At 60.8% G+C, this 20,569-nt stretch carries 20 protein-coding genes and 1 pseudogene; 12 read left to right on the top strand and 9 right to left on the bottom strand.

From position 1 onward, the window contains the following. Positions 1-52: 52 nt before the first annotated feature. Positions 53-1,717 carry an energy-dependent translational throttle protein EttA gene (ettA, locus tag J3P97_RS23160; RefSeq protein WP_434571705.1) on the top strand — a complete coding sequence of 555 codons (1,665 nt, stop codon included), beginning with the start codon at positions 53-55 and terminating at the stop codon, positions 1,715-1,717. Between the two features lie 205 nt (positions 1,718-1,922). On the opposite strand, the pseudogene J3P97_RS23155 reads toward ettA, so the two are convergent. From J3P97_RS23155 to J3P97_RS23135, 5 genes and pseudogenes are all read right to left on the bottom strand, one after another. Beyond that, a pseudogene (locus J3P97_RS23155) lies at positions 1,923-2,758 on the bottom strand (hypothetical protein); the annotation flags it as partial. Positions 2,759-2,815: 57 nt separating this feature from the next. Continuing rightward, on the bottom strand, positions 2,816-3,307 hold the full coding sequence (locus J3P97_RS23150) for a GreA/GreB family elongation factor (RefSeq protein WP_434672836.1): 492 nt from the start codon (positions 3,305-3,307) through the stop codon (positions 2,816-2,818). Between the two features lie 70 nt (positions 3,308-3,377). Then, positions 3,378-3,734: a hypothetical protein gene (locus J3P97_RS23145; protein WP_434571709.1), complete on the bottom strand. Its 357-nt coding sequence runs from the start codon at positions 3,732-3,734 to the stop codon at positions 3,378-3,380. A 90-nt stretch (positions 3,735-3,824) separates the two neighbouring features. Further along, a complete protein-coding gene (locus J3P97_RS23140; RefSeq protein ID WP_434571710.1) occupies positions 3,825-5,678 on the bottom strand; it encodes an Lnb N-terminal periplasmic domain-containing protein in 1,854 nt (617 codons plus the stop codon). Positions 5,679-5,768: 90 nt separating this feature from the next. Continuing rightward, the gene (locus J3P97_RS23135) at positions 5,769-6,257 is read right to left on the bottom strand and encodes a DUF3015 domain-containing protein (protein ID WP_030140293.1); all 489 of its coding nucleotides are present in this window, start codon (positions 6,255-6,257) and stop codon (positions 5,769-5,771) included. 274 nt (positions 6,258-6,531) lie between these two features. Here J3P97_RS23135 and J3P97_RS23130 point away from each other — a divergent pair, with 274 nt between their 5' ends. The 4 genes from J3P97_RS23130 to J3P97_RS23115 all read left to right on the top strand — a co-directional run bounded on the left by J3P97_RS23130 (position 6,532) and on the right by J3P97_RS23115 (position 10,969). Continuing rightward, on the top strand, positions 6,532-8,970 hold the full coding sequence (locus tag J3P97_RS23130; RefSeq protein ID WP_434571712.1) for a Lon protease family protein: 2,439 nt from the start codon (positions 6,532-6,534) through the stop codon (positions 8,968-8,970). A 312-nt stretch (positions 8,971-9,282) separates the two neighbouring features. Further along, positions 9,283-9,624: a hypothetical protein gene (locus tag J3P97_RS23125; protein WP_305498700.1), complete on the top strand. Its 342-nt coding sequence runs from the start codon at positions 9,283-9,285 to the stop codon at positions 9,622-9,624. A 118-nt stretch (positions 9,625-9,742) separates the two neighbouring features. Then, the gene (locus J3P97_RS23120) at positions 9,743-10,231 is read left to right on the top strand and encodes a TIGR00645 family protein (RefSeq protein WP_047230159.1); all 489 of its coding nucleotides are present in this window, start codon (positions 9,743-9,745) and stop codon (positions 10,229-10,231) included. A 120-nt stretch (positions 10,232-10,351) separates the two neighbouring features. Beyond that, positions 10,352-10,969, top strand: a complete 618-nt coding sequence (locus tag J3P97_RS23115) for an FKBP-type peptidyl-prolyl cis-trans isomerase (protein WP_003205746.1) — start codon at positions 10,352-10,354, stop codon at positions 10,967-10,969. A 114-nt stretch (positions 10,970-11,083) separates the two neighbouring features. On the opposite strand, the gene J3P97_RS23110 is transcribed toward J3P97_RS23115, so the two are convergent. The 3 genes from J3P97_RS23110 to J3P97_RS23100 all read right to left on the bottom strand — a co-directional run bounded on the left by J3P97_RS23110 (position 11,084) and on the right by J3P97_RS23100 (position 13,078). Then, positions 11,084-11,341 carry a PA4570 family protein gene (locus tag J3P97_RS23110; RefSeq protein WP_003205743.1) on the bottom strand — a complete coding sequence of 86 codons (258 nt, stop codon included), beginning with the start codon at positions 11,339-11,341 and terminating at the stop codon, positions 11,084-11,086. 192 nt (positions 11,342-11,533) lie between these two features. Next, positions 11,534-11,875, bottom strand: coding sequence for a zinc ribbon domain-containing protein YjdM (locus J3P97_RS23105; RefSeq protein ID WP_434672835.1), 342 nt, complete (start codon positions 11,873-11,875; stop codon positions 11,534-11,536). Positions 11,876-12,109: 234 nt separating this feature from the next. Continuing rightward, positions 12,110-13,078 carry a polyprenyl synthetase family protein gene (locus tag J3P97_RS23100; RefSeq protein WP_305498703.1) on the bottom strand — a complete coding sequence of 323 codons (969 nt, stop codon included), beginning with the start codon at positions 13,076-13,078 and terminating at the stop codon, positions 12,110-12,112. A 239-nt stretch (positions 13,079-13,317) separates the two neighbouring features. Between J3P97_RS23100 and rplU the strand changes: the two genes are divergently transcribed. The 5 genes from rplU to J3P97_RS23075 all read left to right on the top strand — a co-directional run bounded on the left by rplU (position 13,318) and on the right by J3P97_RS23075 (position 17,240). Beyond that, positions 13,318-13,632 (top strand): 50S ribosomal protein L21, encoded by a 315-nt coding sequence (gene rplU / locus J3P97_RS23095; RefSeq protein WP_003176051.1) that lies wholly within the window; start codon positions 13,318-13,320, stop codon positions 13,630-13,632. A 35-nt stretch (positions 13,633-13,667) separates the two neighbouring features. Then, positions 13,668-13,925: a 50S ribosomal protein L27 gene (rpmA, locus tag J3P97_RS23090; RefSeq protein ID WP_003205738.1), complete on the top strand. Its 258-nt coding sequence runs from the start codon at positions 13,668-13,670 to the stop codon at positions 13,923-13,925. Between the two features lie 190 nt (positions 13,926-14,115). Continuing rightward, on the top strand, positions 14,116-15,339 hold the full coding sequence (gene cgtA / locus J3P97_RS23085; protein ID WP_060740551.1) for an Obg family GTPase CgtA: 1,224 nt from the start codon (positions 14,116-14,118) through the stop codon (positions 15,337-15,339). Between the two features lie 308 nt (positions 15,340-15,647). Continuing rightward, positions 15,648-16,766 (top strand): glutamate 5-kinase, encoded by a 1,119-nt coding sequence (gene proB, locus J3P97_RS23080; RefSeq protein ID WP_434672834.1) that lies wholly within the window; start codon positions 15,648-15,650, stop codon positions 16,764-16,766. Positions 16,767-16,775: 9 nt separating this feature from the next. Next, positions 16,776-17,240 carry a CreA family protein gene (locus J3P97_RS23075; protein ID WP_434672833.1) on the top strand — a complete coding sequence of 155 codons (465 nt, stop codon included), beginning with the start codon at positions 16,776-16,778 and terminating at the stop codon, positions 17,238-17,240. Between the two features lie 184 nt (positions 17,241-17,424). Here the strand turns inward: J3P97_RS23075 and rpsT are convergent, their stop codons facing one another. Further along, positions 17,425-17,703, bottom strand: a complete 279-nt coding sequence (gene rpsT, locus J3P97_RS23070; RefSeq protein WP_020798646.1) for a 30S ribosomal protein S20 — start codon at positions 17,701-17,703, stop codon at positions 17,425-17,427. A 254-nt stretch (positions 17,704-17,957) separates the two neighbouring features. Here rpsT and murJ point away from each other — a divergent pair, with 254 nt between their 5' ends. Both murJ and ribF read left to right on the top strand, forming a co-directional pair. Continuing rightward, positions 17,958-19,496 (top strand): murein biosynthesis integral membrane protein MurJ, encoded by a 1,539-nt coding sequence (murJ, locus tag J3P97_RS23065; RefSeq protein ID WP_434672832.1) that lies wholly within the window; start codon positions 17,958-17,960, stop codon positions 19,494-19,496. Between the two features lie 129 nt (positions 19,497-19,625). Beyond that, a complete protein-coding gene (gene ribF / locus J3P97_RS23060; RefSeq protein WP_039593898.1) occupies positions 19,626-20,564 on the top strand; it encodes a bifunctional riboflavin kinase/FAD synthetase in 939 nt (312 codons plus the stop codon). The last annotated feature ends 5 nt before the right edge of the window (positions 20,565-20,569 follow it).

Genomic DNA, 20,569 nt, shown 5'->3' with positions numbered 1-20,569 from the left:
CCGCGCATGGCCTGGCTCGTTCTTTTCACCTGTCACTGACGCTAGGTTCACCATGGCTCAATACGTCTTCACCATGCATCGGCTGAGCAAAGTTGTTCCGCCGAAGCGGGAAATCCTGAAAAACATTTCGCTGTCATTTTTCCCCGGCGCCAAGATCGGCGTGCTGGGCCTCAACGGTTCGGGCAAGTCCACGCTGCTGAAAATCATGGCTGGCGTCGACAACGAATTCGACGGCGAAGCCCGTCCGATGCCTGACCTGAACATCGGCTACCTGCCGCAGGAACCTCAGCTGGATCCGACCAAGACCGTTCGCGAAGTGGTCGAGGAAGCGGTCAGCGTGATCAAGGACGCCCAGGCGCGCCTGGACGAGGTCTATGCCGCCTACGCCGATCCGGACGCCGATTTCGACAAGCTGGCCGCCGAGCAGGCCAAGCTCGAAGCGATCCTGCAGGCCAGCGATGGCCACAACCTGGACCGTCAGCTGGAAGTCGCCGCCGATGCATTGCGCCTGCCGGCCTGGGACGCCAAGGTCGAGCACCTGTCCGGCGGTGAAAAGCGCCGCGTGGCGCTGTGCCGCTTGCTGCTGTCCGCCCCGGACATGCTGCTGCTCGACGAACCGACCAACCACCTGGACGCCGATTCCGTCGCCTGGCTCGAACACTTCCTGCACGATTTCCCCGGCACCGTGGTTGCGATCACGCACGACCGGTACTTCCTGGACAACGTTGCCGGCTGGATCCTGGAGCTCGACCGTGGCGCAGGCATTCCATACGAAGGCAACTATTCGGGCTGGCTGGAGGCCAAATCCGATCGTCTGGCCCAGGAGTCCAAGCAGCAATCGGCGCATGAAAAAGCCATGAAGGAAGAACTGGAGTGGGTGCGCAAAGGCGCCAAGGCTCGTCAGTCCAAATCCAAGGCGCGTCTGCAACGCTTCGAGGAAATGCAGTCCCAGGAATTCCAGAAGCGCAGCGAAACCAACGAGATCTACATCCCGGCCGGCCCACGCCTGGGTGACAAGGTCATCGAGTTCAAGAACGTCACCAAGGGCTACGGTGATCGCGTGTTGATCGACAACCTGTCGTTCTCCATGCCCAAGGGCGCCATCGTCGGCGTGATCGGTGGTAACGGCGCAGGTAAGTCCACGCTGTTCCGCATGCTGATGGGCAAGGAAACGCCGGATTCGGGCACCATCGAAATCGGTGAAACCGTGCAGTTGGCCTGCGTCGACCAGAGCCGCGAGGACCTGGACGGCAGCAAGACGGTGTTCCAGCAGATCTCCGACGGCTCTGACCAGATCCGCATCGGCAGCTACGAAATTCCGTCGCGTACCTACGTGGGGCGCTTCAACTTCAAGGGTGGCGATCAGCAGAAATTCGTCAAGGACCTGTCCGGTGGTGAGCGTGGTCGCTTGCACCTGGCGTTGACCTTGAAGGAGGGTGGCAACGTCCTGCTGCTCGACGAACCGTCCAACGACCTCGACGTCGAAACCCTGCGTTCCCTGGAAGAGGCCCTGCTGGACTTCCCGGGCGCGGCCATTGTGATCTCCCACGACCGGTGGTTCCTTGACCGCGTCGCGACGCACATCCTGGCGTACGAAGACGACTCGCAAGCGGTGTTCTTCGAAGGCAACTACACCGAGTACGAAGCCGATCGCAAGAAGCGCCTCGGCGAAGCCGCTGCCCAGCCGCATCGTGTACGGCACAAGAAGCTGGCTTGATTCGCCCGGCTAAGCAGTAGCCCTGTGGGAGCGAGCCCGCTCGCGAAGGCGTCGGATCAGTTGAAATATAATTGACTGACCCACCGCTTTCGCGAGCAAGCTCGCTCCCACATTGTTTTGGGGTTGCCGCAAGATATCTGGGCGACATCGAATCCTGTGGGAGCGAGCCTGCTCGCGAAGGCGTCGGATCAGTTGAAAGATAATTGACTGACCCACCGCTTTCGCGAGCAGGCTCGCTCCCACATTGTTTTTTGGGGGGGCGCAAGATATCTGGCTGACATCGAACCCTGTGGGAGCGAGCTTGCTCGCGAAGGCGTCGGATCAGTTGAAAGATAATTGACTGACCCACCGCTTTCGCGAGCAGGCTCGCTCCCACATTGTTTTTTGGGGGGGCGCAAGATATCTGGCTGACATCGAACCCTGTGGGAGCGAGCTTGCTCGCGAAGGCGTCAGATCAGTTGAAAGATAATTGACTGACCCACCGCTTTCGCGAGCAGGCTCGCTCCCACATTGTTTTTTGGGGGGACGCAAGATATCTGGCTGACATCGAACCCTGTGGGAGCGAGCTTGCTCGCGAAGGCGTCGGATCAGTTGAAAGATAATTGACTGACCCACCGTCATCGCGAGCAAGCTCGCTCCCACATTGGTTTTAGGTTTGCCGCAAGATACCTGGCTGACATCGAACCCTGTGGGAGCGAGCTTGCTCGCGAAGGCGTCAGATCAGTTGAAAGATAATTGACTGACCCACCGCTTTCGCGAGCAGGCTCGCTCCCACATTGTTTTGGGTTTGCCGCAAGATACCTGGCTGACATCGAACCCTGTGGGAGCGAGCTTGCTCGCGAAGGCAGCGGATCAGTTGAAAGATAATTGACTGACCCACCGCCATCGCGAGCAAGCTCGCTCCCACATTGGTTTTGGGTTTGCCGCAAGATACCTGGCTGACATCGAATCCTGTGGGAGCGAGCCCGCTCGCGAAGGCGTCAGATCAGTTGAAAGATAATTGACTGACCCGCCGCTTTCGCGAGCGGGCTCGCTCCCACATTGGTTTTAGGTTTGCCGCAAGATATCTGGCTGACATCGAACCCTGTGGGAGCGACATCACCCAAGCTCTATTTCCAGCACCTCGATCGCCACATCCCCCACCGGCCGCTTCCACACCACCTCATCCCCGATCTTCGCCCCCAGCAAGGCCCGCCCCAGCGGCGAGCCCCAATTGATCAATCCATTGGCGGCATCGGCCTGGTCTTCACCGACCAGTCGCACTCGTTGCGCCTGGTCGTGCTCATCGGCGAATGTCACCCAATGTCCGATGCGCACCTGATCACATTTGCTCAAGGTGACGACCTGCGCGCTTTGCAGCCGCTGATTGAAATACCGCAGGTCCCGTTCGAGGTCGGCGATGCGCTGCTTGTCCGCCTGCTCGCCCTGGGCTGTCTGTTGACCGTGCAGTGCTTGCAACTCGGCGACTCGCGCCTGTAGCTGGGCAAGCCCGGCGGGCGTGACGTAATTGGGTTGCGGGCTGACCTGGCGCTCGACCGGTTGATCGGCCTGGGCGGCGGCGTTGTCTTCGTTGACGAAGGCGCGACTCATGGCATTCTCCTCTATTGGAGTTTGGGCCATGGTCGCAGGGTTTTGGTTTCGACGAATGTCTGTACGCGACTCACGGCGAGCGATAAGCCCGGGCGGCGTCCCGATCTTTCTCCTGTTGCCAGGCCCGCTCGCGGTCGTCCCAATGGCGCTCGCGGTAAGCGTCACGCTCTTCGCTCTCGCGCATGGCCTGGCACTGCCGAAAGCCATCGCTCCAGCCTTCGGCGTAGTGGGCGTCCTTGAGATAACGCGGCACGTCTTTCCTGAATTGGCCAGTAATCACGCCGGCCGCTTGCCGGCCACTGCTGCAACCGTCATCGAAGCCATCGGCGAAGGCCGGTGGATAACCTCGGGCGATCAGATCCTCGTGGGTGGTTTCGCAGCCACCGAGCAACATCAACACACCCAGTACCACTGCCGCGCGCCTCATGTTCTGCCTGCCTGCCGGAGCCACTTGTAAGGCAAGTCTAGAAGCGGATTCGTCAGAAAGGCGTGAAAGCGCGGTGATCATTCCGTTCGTTCAGTAGTGGTACCACTTCACTTCGAGCATCACCTCGGTTTCCGGCGAAGCCAATTGGCTGAATTCGCGCTGGGCGCTCAGGCGCAGACCGAGGTTGCGCGACAATTCCCACTGCTGATTCAGGCTCAGGCTACGGCGCACTTCGCCGTTGACGAAGTAATCGCCCTTGGCTTCGAGGCTCAGGTTGCCCAGTGGGTTTTTCCACAGCACGCCGCTGTTGAAGCCGGCGGCCGGGGCGATGAACTGGGCGAAGTCGTTATTGTGCTCGACCCGCACCGTGCCCAGGGCAAAGCCCAGCACATCCTCACCCAAGGCCCAGGTACCACCGGCGCCGCCGTTGACGTGGCTGACCAGGGTTTCATCGTCGTGTTTGCCAGGCACCCGCTCCAGGCCACCGGTAACCTGCCAGGACAGCGGCTGTAGCAACTCATTGCGCGGGGTCAGTGAGCGAATGGTCGCCAGGTCCAGTTGTTGTAGCTGCCAATCGTTGCCTTCGTACTGGCGCAGCTTCAATTGCAGAATCTCGATCTGTGCGCCGAGCGGGAAACTCTCGGCATTGTCGTTGAGGTCGTGATAGGCCATGCGCAAGCCGTATTCACCGAACGCACGATCGCCTCGCGTACCCAGGCCAGCCTGCCAGGTGCGCGATTCATGGCCATCCTCGGGCAGGCCGGGTTGCGGGATGTCCAGTTCCGGCGCGGGATTGCGGTTGATCGCCCGCAGCAGTTCGAAGCTGCGCTGGGCCCGCTGTGGGTCACGTTCCTGGCCGTTGGCGCGATAGCGCTCCAGGCGATAGGCCGCATCGATGATCAGGGCCTGGCGCTGACGCGGCAGCGCCTTGAATGCCGGCGCTTGCAGTTGCTGCTGGTCGGCGCTGACTTTCTGTACCCATTGCTGCTCGTCGTCGCTGAGCGGCTCGGCGCGGCTGAGCAGCTCTCGCTCGCGGGACGGCCGGTACTGGATGCTTTCCACCAGTCCGGCTTCCTTCACTGCCTTCACAGTGTCGGTGGGGATCGCCGTCAGCGGGAACTGCTCGGTCAGGCGCAGGCTCGGACGCGCCACCTGCAGCAGTTCGAGAAGGCGATAGGAGCAGTTTTCATCGAAGAAGAAATAGTCGAACTGGATCTGCTTGAGTTCCCACACATGCTCGACCATGCGTTCGGTTTCCGCCTGGCTCAGGTTGAGACGGTATTCCCACAGGTCGCGGTTCTCCAGGCTACGGTACTCGGAGAGTTTTTCCTGGTACGGCACCAGGGCGAACAGTCCTGGGTAGCCGCCCATCAAGCCCTTCCAGGCGTAGAGCAGGCTGTTGTCGGAGCCCTCGATGTAGGCGCCGAAGTTGATTGCGTAGCTGAGCAGGGCGGTCTTGTCGCTTTGCACGTCGGCCTGGTCGATGCGCAGCAAGGTATGGCCGAACATCGAGGAAGGGCTGTTCAGGTACGCGGCGGGGAAAATCATCACCGCGCTGTGGGGCGATACGTCCTTGAACCACTGAGTGAATTCGCTGCAATTGACCGCCGGCAGGTCCGTCAGGTTGAGCTGCGCCTTGAGCCAGCGCGTTCGCGCCGGGTACACGCACTGGGCATGTTGCTGGCCGGCACTGGCCGGGCCGTACAAGGCTTGCAGCGTGGCGGTCAGCTCACGGTCGGGATGTTCATTGCCGTCGGGTGCGAGGAAAAACTTGCGATCGCTGACATAGCTGCGCCAGCCACCGAGCTTGGCCGTTTCGTAGTGACCCAGGGAAATCCAGAAGCGGTCATTGGCCAGTTGCTGCAAACGTTGAGGATCGACATGAGGCGCGGCGGACAGCGGGGCGCACACACAGAGCGCCAGCCAGGCAAGGCGTTTGAGCATAGTCGGCTACTTGGAAAGTCGAAAAATAAAGACCGAAGGGGCCCCAAAAAGAAAAAACCCGCTCCCCGAAAGGAGCGAGTGATGTCGAGCTTAAGCTTGAGTAGCGTACTTGGCCAGGCGAGGGTCGTTTTTCAGCACGGCCAGGGTGTTGGTATGCACGTCTTCGGCGGTCACGTCAGCCTTGCTGAAGATCTGCTGGAAGTGCTCGTGGGTCACAGCGGAGAAGTGCGCGCGGTCTTCCGGCGCCACGCCCAGTACCACGGCGTAAGTGGTCAGTGCTTCACCCTGACCCTTGGCCATGTCTTCGGACAGCTCGTTCATCATGCCATTCATGGCCAGCCAGGACTTGCCACCGTAGGTCAGTGCCGCGTTGGTCGAGCAGCCGTTGGTGCCGGAGGTCATGCCGAAGGTGGCGTTGCCGGAGGTGCCGTTGGTGGTGGATGCGAGGAAGTGCGCCGGGGTGCCACGCTGGCCTTCGAACAGCATGTTGCCCCAACCGCAATCCGGGCCGCCCGGGGCCTGAGCCATGGCGTTGATGGATACAGCGGTGAAGAGAGTACCGAGAAGAATCCGTTTCATAGCTATGTTCTCTTTATGTGCATACCAATGGACAGGGTCTGGCCCCTACAGCAGCCAGTGGGCCGGTTATTGTTCCAGCCGCGCAGTTTGGAGTTTAGGCACGTTCCGAGGGTTCCGTGACATTTTGCAAAAACATTATTTGAAATCACCTGTTTACGGGCTTCTGCCGGTGGTGGGACCGTCGACTATGCTTCGGCCTGAGGCGCTCCTTGCCAGTCAGGCATGGGCAGCGCCAGAATGCCGCTATCTGCCCCGCCTGATGTAAGGAAGCCCGATGCCTGATCCTGTTGCTGCCAGCTTGCGTCTAGCGCCCGAAGCGCTGACCCGTCCGTTTTCCGCTGAACAGTTCAGCTTCTCTACCACCAATGATCTGGAGCCCTTTCGCGGTGTGCTTGGCCAGGAACGCGCGGTCGAAGCCTTGCAGTTCGGTGTGGCGATGCCACGCCCCGGTTACAACGTCTTTGTCATGGGCGAGCCCGGCACCGGTCGGTTCTCGTTCGTCAAACGCTACCTCAAGGCCGAGGGCAAGCGCATGCAGACCCCGGCGGACTGGGTCTACGTCAATAATTTCGACGAGCCTCGCGAACCGCGTGCCCTGGAACTGCCGTCGGGCACGGCCGGGGCTTTCATCGCCGACATCAATGGCCTGATCGACAATCTGCTAGCGACTTTTCCGGCAGTATTCGAGCATCCGTCCTACCAACAGAAAAAAAGCGCGATCGACCGCGCCTTCAATCAGCGCTACGACCGCGCCCTCGATGTGATCGAGCGCCTGGCGTTGGAAAAGGATGTCGCGCTGTACCGTGACAGCAGCAACATCGCCTTCACGCCGATGAGCGAAGGCAAGGCCCTGGATGAAGCGGAGTTCGCCCAGTTGCCGGAGGCCGATCGCGAGCGCTTCCATGAGGACATTTCCAGTCTGGAGGAGCGTCTGAACGAAGAGCTCGCCAGCCTGCCGCAGTGGAAACGCGAATCCAACAACCAGCTGCGCCAGCTCAACGAAGAAACCATCACCCTGGCCTTGCAGCCGTTGCTCGCGCCGCTCTCGGAAAAATACGCCGAGAATGCCGCCGTCTGCGGTTACCTGCAGGCCATGCAGGTCTACCTGCTCAAGACCGTGGTCGAGCAATTGGTCGACGACAGCAAGACCGACGCCGTCGCCCGCAAATTGCTCGAGGAGCAATACGCGCCGAGCCTGGTGGTCGGGCATCCGGCGAGCGGTGGCGCGCCGGTGGTGTTCGAACCGCACCCGACCTACGACAACCTGTTCGGGCGCATCGAGTACAGCACTGATCAGGGCGCGCTCTACACCACGTATCGGCAGTTGCGCCCGGGTGCCTTGCACCGAGCCAACGGCGGGTTCCTGATTCTTGAGGCGGAAAAGATGCTCGGCGAGCCGTTCGTGTGGGATGCGCTCAAGCGCGCCCTGCAATCGCGCAAGCTGAAGATGGAGTCGCCGTTGGGTGAGCTGGGGCGGCTGGCGACGGTCACCCTGACGCCGCAACATATTCCGTTGCAGGTCAAGGTGGTGATCATCGGCGCCCGCCAGCTTTACTACGCGTTGCAAGACCTGGATTCGGACTTCCAGGAAATGTTTCGCGTGCTGGTGGACTTCGACGAAGACATCCCGATGGGCGACGAGAGCCTGGAACAGTTTGCCCAGTTGCTCAAGACCCGAACCTCGGAGGAGGGCATGGCCCCGCTGACCGCCGATGCGGTGGCGCGCCTGGCCACTTACAGCGCGCGCCTGGCGGAGCACCAGGGGCGCCTGTCGGCGCGGATCGGTGATCTGTTCCAATTGGTCAGCGAAGCGGACTTCATCCGGCAGTTGGCCGGCGATGACATGACCGATGCCGGCCACATCGAGCGCGCCCTCAAGGCCAAGGCGACTCGCACCGGACGGGTTTCGGCGCGGATCCTCGACGACATGCTGGCCGGGATCATCCTGATCGATACCGACGGCGCGGCCGTGGGCAAGTGCAACGGGCTGACCGTGCTGGAAGTGGGGGATTCGGCGTTTGGCGTGCCGGCGCGGATTTCCGCCACGGTGTACCCCGGCGGCAGCGGTATCGTCGACATCGAGCGTGAGGTCAACCTCGGCCAGCCGATCCACTCCAAGGGTGTGATGATCCTCACCGGGTACCTGGGCAGCCGTTATGCCCAGGAATTCCCCCTGGCGATTTCGGCCAGCATCGCCCTGGAGCAATCCTACGGTTATGTGGACGGTGACAGCGCCTCCCTGGGCGAGGCTTGCACGTTGATCTCGGCCCTGTCGAAGACGCCGTTGAAGCAGTGCTTCGCCATCACCGGTTCGATCAACCAGTTCGGCGAAGTGCAGGCGGTCGGCGGGGTCAACGAGAAGATCGAAGGGTTCTTCCGCCTCTGCGAAGCCCGCGGGCTGACGGGAGAGCAGGGTGCGATCATCCCCCAGGCCAACGTTGCGACCCTGATGCTCGACGAGAAGGTGCTGGCCGCGGTGCGAGCGGGGCAGTTCCACGTCTATGCCGTGCGCCAGGCCGACGAGGCATTGAGCCTGCTGGTGGGCGAGCCTGCCGGTGAGCCGGATGAAAATGGCGAGTTCCCGGAGGGCAGCGTCAACGCTCGCGTGGTGGAGCGGTTGCGGGTGATCGCGGAAATGATCAGCGAAGACGACATCAAGGAAGCGGAAAAGGAAATGGCCCAGCAGGCCCTGGCGGAGGCGAAGCCGGCCTGATGTTTTCCTGATTGTCGCAGGTACCCTTGTGGGAGCGAGCCTGCTCGCGAAAGCGGACTGTCGGCCAGCATTGTTGTTGGCTGACACACCGTCTTCGCGAGCAGGCTCGCTCCCACATTGTTTGGTGAATCTGGGTGTTGCGTCACCAGTTTGGCGTCAATATTCACACTATGACCGCTCAGCGCATTCTGGTCTCGAAATCCCTTGCGGCCGGAACTTTTCTCCTATCCTCAGTTCAAGGATAACGAGAGCCATCATTGGATCGAAACAGCCTTCCCGGGCTGAATACCGGATCTACCGAGGGGCGCCGCCATGTCGCGCAACCTTTGTCTTACTCGCCACTGCCTGGGTCTGGTGACCCGTATCGAATGCGCCGTTCGTCCGCTCGCTGGCGACACCGGCATGTGGACTGTACTGTTCGCCGCCGGAATGGCCGGCGAGCAACCTACCGCGATCAAGGCCCAAGGGCCGTTCCCTGGCCCGACTGCCGCTGAAACCCTCCTCGACACCATCGTCCAGAACCTGACATTGCACGGTTATGAGCTGGCTGATGATCCGCAGATCTGGTCGCTGCACATGCAGGCACAGCTACGGGAAATCAACGGAGGCCGGTGTCGCAACGTCGGCGGCGTCGAATATCGCCCGCTGCATTGAGCCTTCTGCGCGGTAAAGTCTTGACACAAGCGTCGGGCCCCAGGAAGGGGGCGGCGTTTGTGGGGCGGGTCGTGGCTGATATACTCGCCGCGATTTTTCAGCCCAGGTGTGAGACTCAATGGAACGCTTTATCGAAAATGCAATGTATGCCTCCCGTTGGCTACTGGCGCCGATCTACTTCGGGCTGTCCCTGGGCTTGCTGGCCCTGGCACTGAAATTCTTCCAGGAAGTCTTTCATATCATTCCCAACGTATTTGCCATGGCCGAGTCCGAGCTGATCCTGGTGCTGTTGTCGCTGATCGACATGGCGCTGGTAGGCGGCCTGCTGGTGATGGTGATGATTTCCGGCTACGAGAACTTCGTCTCGCAACTGGACATCGACTCCGACAAGGAAAAGCTCAACTGGCTGGGCACCATGGATTCCTCGTCGCTGAAGATGAAAGTCGCGGCGTCGATCGTTGCCATTTCGTCCATCCACTTGCTGCGTATTTTCATGGACGCCAAGAACGTCGATCCCGAGCACCTGATGTGGTACGTGATCATCCACATGACGTTCGTGGTCTCGGCATTCGCCATGGGCTATCTGGACAAACTGACCAAGCATTGAGGTTCGTCACGGGCGGCGGCATCTGTGCTAGTCTGCTCGCCCTTTTGGTTCCGGGCGCTCCGGGAGGCGCTGTGTCACGCACGGCACGTTCCCGAGCCGTCCGCACAGCGGAGCAGCATCATGTCCGAAGTTAACCTGTCCACCGACGAAACCCGCGTCAGCTACGGCATAGGCCGTCAGTTGGGCGACCAACTGCGCGACAACCCGCCGCCGGGCGTCAGCCTGGACGCGATCCTCGCCGGCCTGACCGACGCTTTCGCCGGCAAGCCGAGCCGCGTGGGCCAGGACGAGATGTCCGCAAGCTTCAAGGTGATCCGCGAAATCATGCAGGCCGAAGCTGCCGCCAAGGCTGAAGCCGCTGCTGGCGAAGGCCGTGCATTCCTGGCCGAAAACGCCAAGCGCGAAGGAATCACCACCCTGGCGTCCGGCCTGCAGTTCGAAGTGCTGACCCAGGGCGAAGGCGCCAAGCCGACTCGCGAAGACCAGGTGCGTACCCACTACCATGGCACCCTGATCGACGGCACTGTGTTCGACAGCTCCTACGATCGTGGCCAGCCAGCCGAATTCCCGGTAGGTGGCGTGATCCCGGGCTGGACCGAAGCGCTGCAACTGATGAACGCCGGCAGCAAATGGCGCCTGTACGTGCCGAGCGAGCTGGCCTATGGCGCCCAAGGCGTTGGCAGCATTCCACCGCACAGCGTGCTGGTGTTCGACGTCGAGCTGTTGGACGTTCTGTAAGGCAACTGCCTTTTGTGGGAGCGAGCCTGCTCGCGAAGCGGTGTGTCATCGAACATTGATATCGACTGACCTACCGTCTTCGCGAGCCGGCTCGCTCCCACAGGGTTTGCTGCTTCATCCATGGAACCTGCCACTGAAATCACCGGTCGGGCGCAACGCCCGGGCGTAGCAGAACAGGAACAGGTTACGCACCAGCTCCTTGAGCACCAGCGGCTCACTGGAATTGAGGCTGTTGAGGTCCAGGTCGCCTTGGTCCTGCAGCTCGTTCAAGGCTTCTTCTTCAAGCACCGCACAGACTTCGCCGGTTTCCCGATGCAGGATCCTGAGGTAGGGATGTGGGCGGTCCAGCCAGGCATCGATCAAATAAGTCATGGTTCTCATCTCCTTGATGGGGTTCGATGAGAATAATTCTTATTCGCTAAATAGCAAGTCTCTATTGGCGCAACGCTGGTTTTTCTGACGATGGGTTGGGATGGCTCAGGTCATTCGCAACTGGCGGGCCTGGCGAAACGGAGGGGGCCAAGCAGCATCCCGCGCGTGACGCGGGATGGGCGTGTGACAGGTTCAGACCTTTCTGACGAACTCGGATTTGAGCTTCATCGGGCCGATGCCGTCGATCTTGCAGTCGATGTCGTGGTCGCCATCGCACAGGCGGATATTCTTCACCTTGGTGCCGACCTTGACCACCAGCGAAGTGCCCTTGACCTTGAGGTCCTTGATCACGGTGATGGTATCGCCGTCCTGCAGGACGTTGCCGACCGAATCTTTTTTCACCGTATCGTCGGACGGCGCTTCAGCTTCGCCGCTGGCGGACCATTCGTAGGCACACTCCGGGCAGACCAGTTGAGTACCGTCTTCATAGGTGTATTCGGAATTGCATTTCGGGCAGGGAGGCAACGTGCTCACTAAGGTTCCTTGGGTATCAGGAGGTCAAAAGGGCGCACATTGTATAGGGTTTTGTCGCAAGGAGGGTGATACGCGGCTTTTGTGGCGAGGGAGCTTGCTCCCGCTGGGTTGCGAAGCAGCCCCGATTGGATTGCTGCGATCATTCAGGCGGATCGCGTCAGCCGGTGTTACGCCGGCTGCGCCGCCGAGCGGGAGCAAGCTCCCTCGCCACTAAAGCTCGCCGTTTTCATGCAATCAATGGGTACGCGCCACCGCAAACTCGCTCAGTTCCACCAGCGCGTCGCGGTATTCGCTGGCCGGCAGGGCGTCGAGGCACTTGATCGCACGGGCAACGTAGTCCCGGGCCAGGGTGGCGGTGTAGTCCAGCGAACCGGAAGCTTCAACCGCCGCACGGATGCTTTCCAGATCTTCGATCCCGCCTTTCTGGATCGCCTGACGGACCAGTGCGGCCTGTTCCGGCGTGCCTTCGCGCATGGTGTAGATCAGCGGCAGGGTTGGCTTGCCTTCGGCCAGGTCGTCACCGACATTCTTGCCCAGGGTGTCGGCGTCGCCCTTGTAGTCCAGCAGGTCGTCTACCAGTTGGAACGCCACGCCCAAGTGATCGCCGAAGGTGCGCAGGGCTTCGCTCTGCTCGGCGGTGGCGCCGGCCAGGGCGGCGGCGCTGTGAGTCGAGGCTTCGAAGAGCATCGCGGTCTTGCCGCGGATGACTTCCATATAGGTTTCTTCAGTGGTGCTGGCGTCGCGGACCTTGGACAACTGCAACACTTCGCCTTCGGCGATGATGCGCGTGGCCTGGGACAGAATCTTCATCACCGGCATCGAGCCCAGTTCGACCATCATTTCGAACGAGCGCGAATACAGGAAATCGCCGACCAGTACGCTTGGGGCGTTGCCCCACATCGCGTTGGCGGTCGAGCGGCCACGGCGCATGCCGGACATGTCGACGACGTCGTCATGCAGCAGCGTCGCGGTGTGCAGAAATTCGATGGTGGCGGCCAGCAGGCGCATGTCGTCGCCTTCGCGACCCAGGGCCTTGCCGCACAAAAGCACCAACAGAGGACGCAGGCGCTTGCCCCCGGCCGAAGTGATGTAGTCGCCGATTTTAGATACCAGCGGCACTCGGGAAGTCAGCTGCTTCTTGATGATACCGTCGACGGCGCTAAAATCGTCCGCCACAGCGCGGTAGAAAGCTTGGGGTTGCATCAGCGACAGGCGCTCCAGAAGGGTTGCGCGGCATGCTAGGACCCACGTCCGCAGGTGTCAAGGCGCGATAGACGGCCACTTGCAAGGCTCTGCCGGCTTGCGTACAATCGCGCACCCTGAACTTCCTGGGCAGCACCTGCCTTACGCAATTGCATCCGGGCCTTCCAGCCCATGCAGCCATGCCAGCCAATACCTCTTCTTATAAAGCGCTGGGTGAGCAGGATTATCGGAGAAATACCATGTCGTACGCAGTAATTGTTACTGGTGGCAAGCAATACAAGGTCGCCCCAGGTGAATACCTGAAGATCGAAAAACTGGAAATCGCTACCGGCGAATCCGTGACTTTTGATCGCGTTCTGTTGGTCGCCAATGGCGACGACGTGAATATCGGCGCTCCAGTCGTTGCTGGCGCTACCGTTGTGGCTGAAGTGATCTCCCAAGGTCGTCACGATAAAGTCCGCATCATCAAGTTCCGTCGTCGTAAGCACCACATGAAGCGTATGGGCCACCGCCAGTGGTACACCGAGATCAAAATCACTGGTATTCAGGCTTAATTCCAGCCTAATTCCTCACTAGGAGAATTGAACTCATGGCACACAAAAAAGCTGGTGGTAGTACCCGTAACGGTCGCGACTCAGAAGCCAAACGCCTTGGCGTGAAGATGTATGGCGGCCAGGCTATCAAAGCGGGCAACATCATCGTGCGTCAGCGCGGCACCCAATTCCACGCTGGCTACGGCGTTGGCATGGGCAAGGATCACACCCTCTTCGCTAAAGTCGAAGGCGTGATCAAGTTCGAAGTAAAAGGCGCCTTCGGTCGTCGTTACGTAAGCGTTATCGCAGCTTAATTGCGAGACCGCTGGAAAAGCCCTGTCTTGCGACGGGGCTTTTTCGTTTGTGGGGTGAGTCTCTTGCAAAACTGTTTGTATGGGCTGTCGGCGCTGCGGTTGGGGCGTGTTTTCAGGTCGCTGCGCTCATTTTTGCAAGAGTCTTATGTCTTGTTTTTTTGGCTCGTCCGTACGGCGAGAGGCGTGTGTCATGAAGTTTGTTGATGAAGTATCGATTCGAGTAAAGGCTGGCGACGGCGGCAATGGTTGCATGAGTTTCCGTCGGGAAAAATTCATTGAGAACGGTGGTCCGAACGGTGGTGACGGGGGCGATGGTGGCTCGATCTACATGCTCGCCGATGAAAACCTCAACACCTTGGTGGATTACCGTTACACCCGGCATTTCGATGCCGAGCGTGGTTCCAACGGCGGCAGCACCGACTGCACCGGCAAGAAGGGCGAAGACCTGATCCTGCGTGTGCCGGTCGGTACCACAGTGATCGACTCCGCCACCCAGGAAGTCATCGGCGACCTGACCAAGGCCGGCCAGCGCCTGCTGGTGGCTCATGGCGGCTGGCACGGTCTGGGTAACACCCGCTTCAAGTCCAGTACCAACCGCGCGCCGCGCCAGACTACGCCGGGCAAGCCAGGCGAGCAGCGTGACCTGAAGCTGGAAATGAAAGTACTGGCCGACGTGGGTCTGCTGGGCCTGCCGAACGCGGGTAAGAGTACGTTCATTCGCTCGGTGTCGGCGGCCAAGCCGAAAGTCGCCGATTACCCGTTCACCACCCTGGTGCCGAACCTGGGCGTGGTCAGTGTCGATCGCTGGAAAAGCTTCGTGATCGCCGACATTCCGGGGTTGATCGAAGGTGCCTCCGAAGGTGCTGGCCTGGGGATTCGTTTCCTCAAGCATTTGTCCCGCACCCGTCTGTTGCTGCACCTCGTCGACATGGCGCCGCTGGATGAAACCGATGCCGCCGATGCCGCCGAGGTCATCGTCAACGAGCTGACCAAATTCAGCCCGGCCCTGGCCGAGCGCGACCGTTGGCTGGTGCTGAACAAGTGCGACCAGATCCTCGAAGAAGAGCACGAAGAGCGGGTCAAGGAAATCGTTGATCGCCTGGAGTGGGAAGGTCCGGTCTACGTGATCTCGGCCATCGCCAAAGAAGGCACCGAGCGCCTTTGCCACGACATCATGCGTTACCTGGAAGATCGTGCTGATCGCCTGGCCAATGATCCGGCCTACAAGGAAGAGCTGGCCGAGCTCGACCAGCGCATCGAAGACGAGGCGCGCGCCCAGTTGCAGGCGCTGGATGACCAGCGTGCCCTGCGCCGCAGCGGCGTCAAGTCGGTCCATGACATCGGTGATGACGATTGGGACGAAGAGGATGTGGATGACGAAGACGGTCCGGAAATCATCTACGTTCGCGACTGATCTGGTGCTGATGCAGGCCGCTTGAGATCAGAACCTGTGGGAGCGAGCCTGCTCGCGAAGGCGGTGTGTCAGTTTGCATTCATGCTGCTGACCCTATGCCATCGCGAGCAGGCTCGCTCCCACAAGGTTTCTCGGGTAGCTGGCATGGGGAGCAGGTTCAAGTGTTTCGGCGCGGTGTTATCATCGCAGTCGGCCGGTTTTCAAGGCGCCGCTCATTCGAGCGGCGTTTTGGTATCTGAAAAACGCAAATACGAATAATCCCATGAGTGGCGCTGGGTCGCGCTGTTCGCTGGCAAAGGTTGAAGAAAATGCGGAGCAAGGTGACGGGTGCGCAACGCTGGGTCGTGAAGATCGGCAGCGCACTGCTGACGGCGGATGGCAAGGGCCTGGATCGCCAGGCGATGGCGGTGTGGGTCGAGCAGATGGTGGCCCTGCATGAGGCGGGCGTCGAGCTGGTACTGGTCTCCTCGGGTGCCGTGGCGGCCGGCATGAGCCGTTTGGGCTGGACGTCGCGACCCAGCGCGATGCACGAACTGCAGGCCGCTGCCGCCATTGGCCAGATGGGCCTGGTGCAGGCGTGGGAGTCGAGCTTTGCCGAGCTTGATCGCCACACGGCGCAGATCCTGCTGACCCACGATGACCTGTCCGACCGCAAGCGTTACCTCAATGCCCGTAGCACGCTGCGAGCGTTGGTGGAGCTGAAAGTCATCCCGGTGATCAACGAGAACGACACGGTGGTCACCGACGAGATCCGTTTCGGCGACAACGACACGCTCGCGGCGCTGGTAGCCAACCTCGTGGAAGCCGACCTGCTGGTGATTCTCACGGATCGCGACGGCATGTTCGACGCCGATCCGCGCAATAACCCTGATGCCAAGCTGATCTACGAAGCTCGAGCCGACGATCCCGCGCTGGATGCGGTGGCGGGTGGCACTGGCGGAGCCCTGGGGCGCGGCGGCATGCAGACCAAGCTGCGCGCGGCGCGTCTGGCGGCACGTTCCGGTGCTCATACCATCATCGTCGGTGGTCGTTTGGAGCGGGTGTTGGATCGCCTCAAGGCCGGGGAGCGCATCGGCACGCTGTTGTCGCCTGAGCGCGGCATGCTGGCGGCGCGCAAACAGTGGCTGGCCGGGCATCTGCAAACCCGGGGCACGCTGGTGCTGGACACTGGTGCCGTGTCGGCGCTGTCCCAAGGTAATAAAAGCCTGCTGCCGGTAGGCGTGAAGCTGGTCCAGGGCAGCTTCCGCCGCGGCGAAATGGTCGTTTGCGTAGCGCCGGATGGTCGAGAGATTGCCCGGGGCCTGGCCAACTACAGCGCGCTGGAAGCACAGAAAATCATCGGCCAATCGTCTGATGCGATTGTTGGTCTGCTGGGTTACATGGCTGAGCCTGAGCTGGTTCACCGTGACAACCTGATCCTCGTCTAAGGAAAAATCATGGGTTTGGCAAAAGGATTGATCGGCTTGCTGGTGGCGCTGCCGCTGTTGGCCTCTGCCGAGGAAATCGGGCAGGTGTCCACGGTGTTCAAGTTTGTCGGGCCAAACGACCGGATCGTGGTCGAGGCGTTCGATGATCCCAGGGTCGATGGCGTGACCTGCTATCTGTCGCGTGCCAAGACCGGCGGCGTAAAAGGTGGCCTGGGGCTGGCCGAAGATCGCGCCGAGGCGTCCATCGCCTGCCGCCAGGTCGGGCCGATCAGCTTCAAGGGCGAGCTCAAGGATGGCGAGGAGGTCTTCAGGGAGCGCACCTCGCTGGTGTTCAAGACCATGCAGGTGGTGCGTTTTCTCGACAAGAAGCGCAATACGTTGGTGTACCTGGTCTACAGCGACCGTGTGATCGAGGGTAGCCCGCAGAATGCGGTGACGGCGATTCCGATCCTGCCGTGGGCCAAGGTTCAATAACCACGCAAAAACCATTGTGGGAGCGAGCCTGCTCGCGAATGCGGTCTGCCAGTGACATTGATGCTGTCTGGCACACCGTATTCGCGAGCAGGCTCGCTCCCACATTTCTTGCTTGTGGTGCGCCTGACAAATCCCAGGCAATAAAAAACCGACCCTGGGGTCGGTTTTTTAACGAGCGCGTCGCTTAGGCAGCAGCGGCAACGTTCAAGGCCTTTACGTGGCCATTCAGGCGGCTCTTATGGCGAGCAGCCTTGTTCTTGTGGATGATGCCTTTATCGGCCATGCGGTCGATAACTGGCACAGCCAGAACGTAAGCAGCTTGTGCTTTTTCAGCGTCTTTTGCGTCGATGGCCTTGACTACGTTTTTGATGTAGGTACGGACCATGGAACGCAGGCTGGCGTTGTGGCTGCGACGCTTCTCAGCCTGTTTTGCACGTTTTTTGGCGGAAGGTGAGTTGGCCACCGTCGAGCTCCTCGAAAGACTTTTTAGGAAATAGCAAACAAAATAGGCCGCGAATCATGCCGATGAGTTGACGTGTTGTCAAGGGCGGGTGACACGTTCCGCTGAATGGCAGGTGCGGCGCACCGAATGATTTCTTTCCGGCGTGCGACCTGTAAACTCGCGGGCTTTGGCGCTGTGCTGTTTAGCGGCGCGAAGTATCGCACAAGTGGGCGCGTTGTTCGCCTGCTGTTTATCGACAGGCACAAACTCTTTTCATGAATCTGCTCAAATCGTTGGCTGCCGTCAGCTCTATCACGATGCTTTCCCGGGTTCTGGGATTCGTTCGCGATACGCTGATCGCGCGGATATTCGGTGCCGGAATGGCCACCGACGCCTTCTTCATCGCCTTCAAGCTGCCAAACCTGCTGCGGCGGATCTTCGCCGAAGGGGCCTTTTCCCAGGCCTTCGTGCCGATCCTGGCTGAATACAAAAGCCAGAAGGGCGACGAGGCGACCCGCACTTTCATCGCTTATGTGACCGGTTTGCTCACGCTGGTGCTGGCGCTGGTCACCGCGGCCGGCATGCTCGCCGCGCCTTGGGTGATCTGGGCCACCGCGCCAGGTTTCACCGACACGCCGGAAAAATTCCAGCTCACCTCCGACCTGTTGCGGGTGACCTTTCCTTATATATTGCTGATTTCCCTGTCATCGCTGGCCGGGGCGATCCTCAATACCTGGAACCGCTTCTCGGTGCCGGCCTTCGTGCCGACGCTGCTCAATGTCAGCATGATCGTGTTCGCGCTGTTCCTGACGCCGTATTTCGATCCGCCGGTGATGGCCCTGGGTTGGGCGGTGCTGGTCGGCGGCCTGGCGCAATTGCTCTATCAACTGCCCCACCTGAAAAAGATCGGCATGCTGGTGCTGCCGCGCCTGAACTTGCGCGACAGTGGCGTGTGGCGCGTCATGAAACAGATGCTGCCGGCCATTCTCGGGGTGTCGGTGAGTCAGATTTCCCTGATCATCAACACTATCTTCGCCTCGTTCCTGGTGGCCGGCTCGGTCTCGTGGATGTACTACGCCGACCGCTTGATGGAGCTGCCTTCCGGCGTACTGGGCGTGGCGCTGGGCACGATTCTGCTGCCTACCCTGGCCAAGACCTACGCCAGCCAGGACCGTCATGAATACTCGCGCATCCTCGATTGGGGCCTGCGCCTGTGCTTCGTGCTGGTCCTGCCTTGTGCGCTGGCGCTGGGGATCCTTGCCGAGCCGCTGACGGTTTCGCTGTTCCAGTATGGCCAGTTCAATGCGTTTGATGCCTTGATGACCCAGCGCGCGCTGATCGCCTATTCGGTGGGCTTGCTTGGAATCATTGTAATCAAGGTCTTGGCGCCGGGTTTCTACGCCCAGCAGAACATTCGCACGCCGGTGAAGATCGCCATCTTTACCTTGGTGATGACCCAGCTGTTCAACCTGCTGCTCATCGGACCCCTGGCCCATGCCGGCCTGGCCCTGGCGATCAGCGCCGGTGCCTGCCTCAACGCCGGGCTGCTGTTCTACCAGCTGCGCAAACAGGAGATGTATCAGCCGCAGCCCGGCTGGGCCAGGTTCGGCCTCAAGCTGCTGGTCGCCGTGGCGGTGATGTCGGCGGTGTTGCTGGCGGGGATGCATTTCATGCCGGCCTGGGGCGAAGGGCAGATGCTCGAGCGTTTCCTGCGCCTGGGCGTGCTGGTCGTGGCCGGCGTGGTGGCTTATTTCGGCATGTTGCTGCTAATGGGATTCCGTCTGCGCGACTTCAATCGCAAGGCCTTGAGCTGAACGGTTGCCTTCGATAATCCCGGGCCGGACGGCGGTTTTGTCGGTTCGATCACTTTGGGTTACGGTGTTGCCTGTCGCCGACCGCCGGGTGTGGTTATAATCGGCCACTTTATGAGCAAGAAGCGCGTTATGCAGCTGGTTCGAGGCCTCCACAACCTGCGTCCCCGGCATCGGGGCTGTGTCGCCACTATTGGCAACTTCGACGGTGTTCACCGTGGCCACCAGGCTATCCTGGCGCGGCTGCGCGAGCGTGCGCTGGAGTTGGGCCTGCCCAGCTGCGTGGTGATCTTCGAGCCGCAGCCCCGGGAGTTCTTTGCCCCGGACACCGCTCCGGCGCGTCTGGCCCGGTTGCGTGACAAACTGCAACTGCTGGCCGCCGAAGGCGTCGATCGGGTCCTCTGCCTGGCTTTCAACCAGCGCCTGAGCCAGCTCAGCGCCGCTGAGTTCGTCGATACCATCCTGGTGGACGGTCTCGACGTAAAGCATCTGGAAGTCGGCGACGATTTCCGTTTCGGCTGCGACCGGGCAGGGGATTTCGATTACCTGCAACAGGCCGGCATCGCCCAGGGATTCACCGTCGAAGCGGCACAGACCGTCGAAATGGACGGTCTGCGCGTCAGCAGCACCCAGGTCCGCAATGCCCTGGCGGCGGCGGATTTCGAATTGGCCGAGCGCTTGCTCGGCCGGCCGTACCGGATTGCCGGGCGGATCCTGCACGGGCAGAAACTGGCGCGCCAATTGGGCACACCGACGGCCAACGTGCAACTCAAGCGCCGTCGTGTGCCGTTGACCGGGGTGTTCCTGGTGAGTGTCGACATTGACGGCAAGACCTGGCCCGGCGTCGCCAATATCGGCGTACGTCCCACGGTGCAGGGGGATGGCAAGGCCCATCTCGAAGTACACATTCTGGATTTTGCCGGCGATCTGTATGACCGGCGTTTGACGGTGGTTTTCCACCAGAAGCTGCGTGAAGAGCAGCGTTTTGCCTCTCTGGAGGCGCTCAAGACGGCGATCCATGCAGATATCGCCGCCGCCCGTGCCCTTGTCGCAACCAGCGCCAATCGCTAATGAAG

The organism is Pseudomonas sp. R1-15 (genome assembly GCF_051132085.1).
Classification (GTDB): domain Bacteria; phylum Pseudomonadota; class Gammaproteobacteria; order Pseudomonadales; family Pseudomonadaceae; genus Aquipseudomonas.
This window is presented reverse-complemented; position numbering and strand designations above follow the sequence as displayed.

What these genes read in the sequence shown, in the direction of transcription:
- ettA (WP_434571705.1), top strand. Translation starts at nt 53, where the DNA reads ATGGCTCAATACGTCTTCACCATGCATCGGCTGAGCAAAGTTGTTCCG.
- J3P97_RS23150 (WP_434672836.1), bottom strand. Translation starts at nt 3,307, where the DNA reads ATGAGTCGCGCCTTCGTCAACGAAGACAACGCCGCCGCCCAGGCCGAT.
- J3P97_RS23145 (WP_434571709.1), bottom strand. Translation starts at nt 3,734, where the DNA reads ATGAGGCGCGCGGCAGTGGTACTGGGTGTGTTGATGTTGCTCGGTGGC.
- J3P97_RS23140 (WP_434571710.1), bottom strand. Translation starts at nt 5,678, where the DNA reads ATGCTCAAACGCCTTGCCTGGCTGGCGCTCTGTGTGTGCGCCCCGCTG.
- J3P97_RS23135 (WP_030140293.1), bottom strand. Translation starts at nt 6,257, where the DNA reads ATGAAACGGATTCTTCTCGGTACTCTCTTCACCGCTGTATCCATCAAC.
- J3P97_RS23130 (WP_434571712.1), top strand. Translation starts at nt 6,532, where the DNA reads ATGCCTGATCCTGTTGCTGCCAGCTTGCGTCTAGCGCCCGAAGCGCTG.
- J3P97_RS23125 (WP_305498700.1), top strand. Translation starts at nt 9,283, where the DNA reads ATGTCGCGCAACCTTTGTCTTACTCGCCACTGCCTGGGTCTGGTGACC.
- J3P97_RS23120 (WP_047230159.1), top strand. Translation starts at nt 9,743, where the DNA reads ATGGAACGCTTTATCGAAAATGCAATGTATGCCTCCCGTTGGCTACTG.
- J3P97_RS23115 (WP_003205746.1), top strand. Translation starts at nt 10,352, where the DNA reads ATGTCCGAAGTTAACCTGTCCACCGACGAAACCCGCGTCAGCTACGGC.
- J3P97_RS23110 (WP_003205743.1), bottom strand. Translation starts at nt 11,341, where the DNA reads ATGACTTATTTGATCGATGCCTGGCTGGACCGCCCACATCCCTACCTC.
- J3P97_RS23100 (WP_305498703.1), bottom strand. Translation starts at nt 13,078, where the DNA reads ATGCAACCCCAAGCTTTCTACCGCGCTGTGGCGGACGATTTTAGCGCC.
- rplU (WP_003176051.1), top strand. Translation starts at nt 13,318, where the DNA reads ATGTCGTACGCAGTAATTGTTACTGGTGGCAAGCAATACAAGGTCGCC.
- rpmA (WP_003205738.1), top strand. Translation starts at nt 13,668, where the DNA reads ATGGCACACAAAAAAGCTGGTGGTAGTACCCGTAACGGTCGCGACTCA.
- cgtA (WP_060740551.1), top strand. Translation starts at nt 14,116, where the DNA reads ATGAAGTTTGTTGATGAAGTATCGATTCGAGTAAAGGCTGGCGACGGC.
- proB (WP_434672834.1), top strand. Translation starts at nt 15,648, where the DNA reads ATGCGGAGCAAGGTGACGGGTGCGCAACGCTGGGTCGTGAAGATCGGC.
- J3P97_RS23075 (WP_434672833.1), top strand. Translation starts at nt 16,776, where the DNA reads ATGGGTTTGGCAAAAGGATTGATCGGCTTGCTGGTGGCGCTGCCGCTG.
- murJ (WP_434672832.1), top strand. Translation starts at nt 17,958, where the DNA reads ATGAATCTGCTCAAATCGTTGGCTGCCGTCAGCTCTATCACGATGCTT.
- ribF (WP_039593898.1), top strand. Translation starts at nt 19,626, where the DNA reads ATGCAGCTGGTTCGAGGCCTCCACAACCTGCGTCCCCGGCATCGGGGC.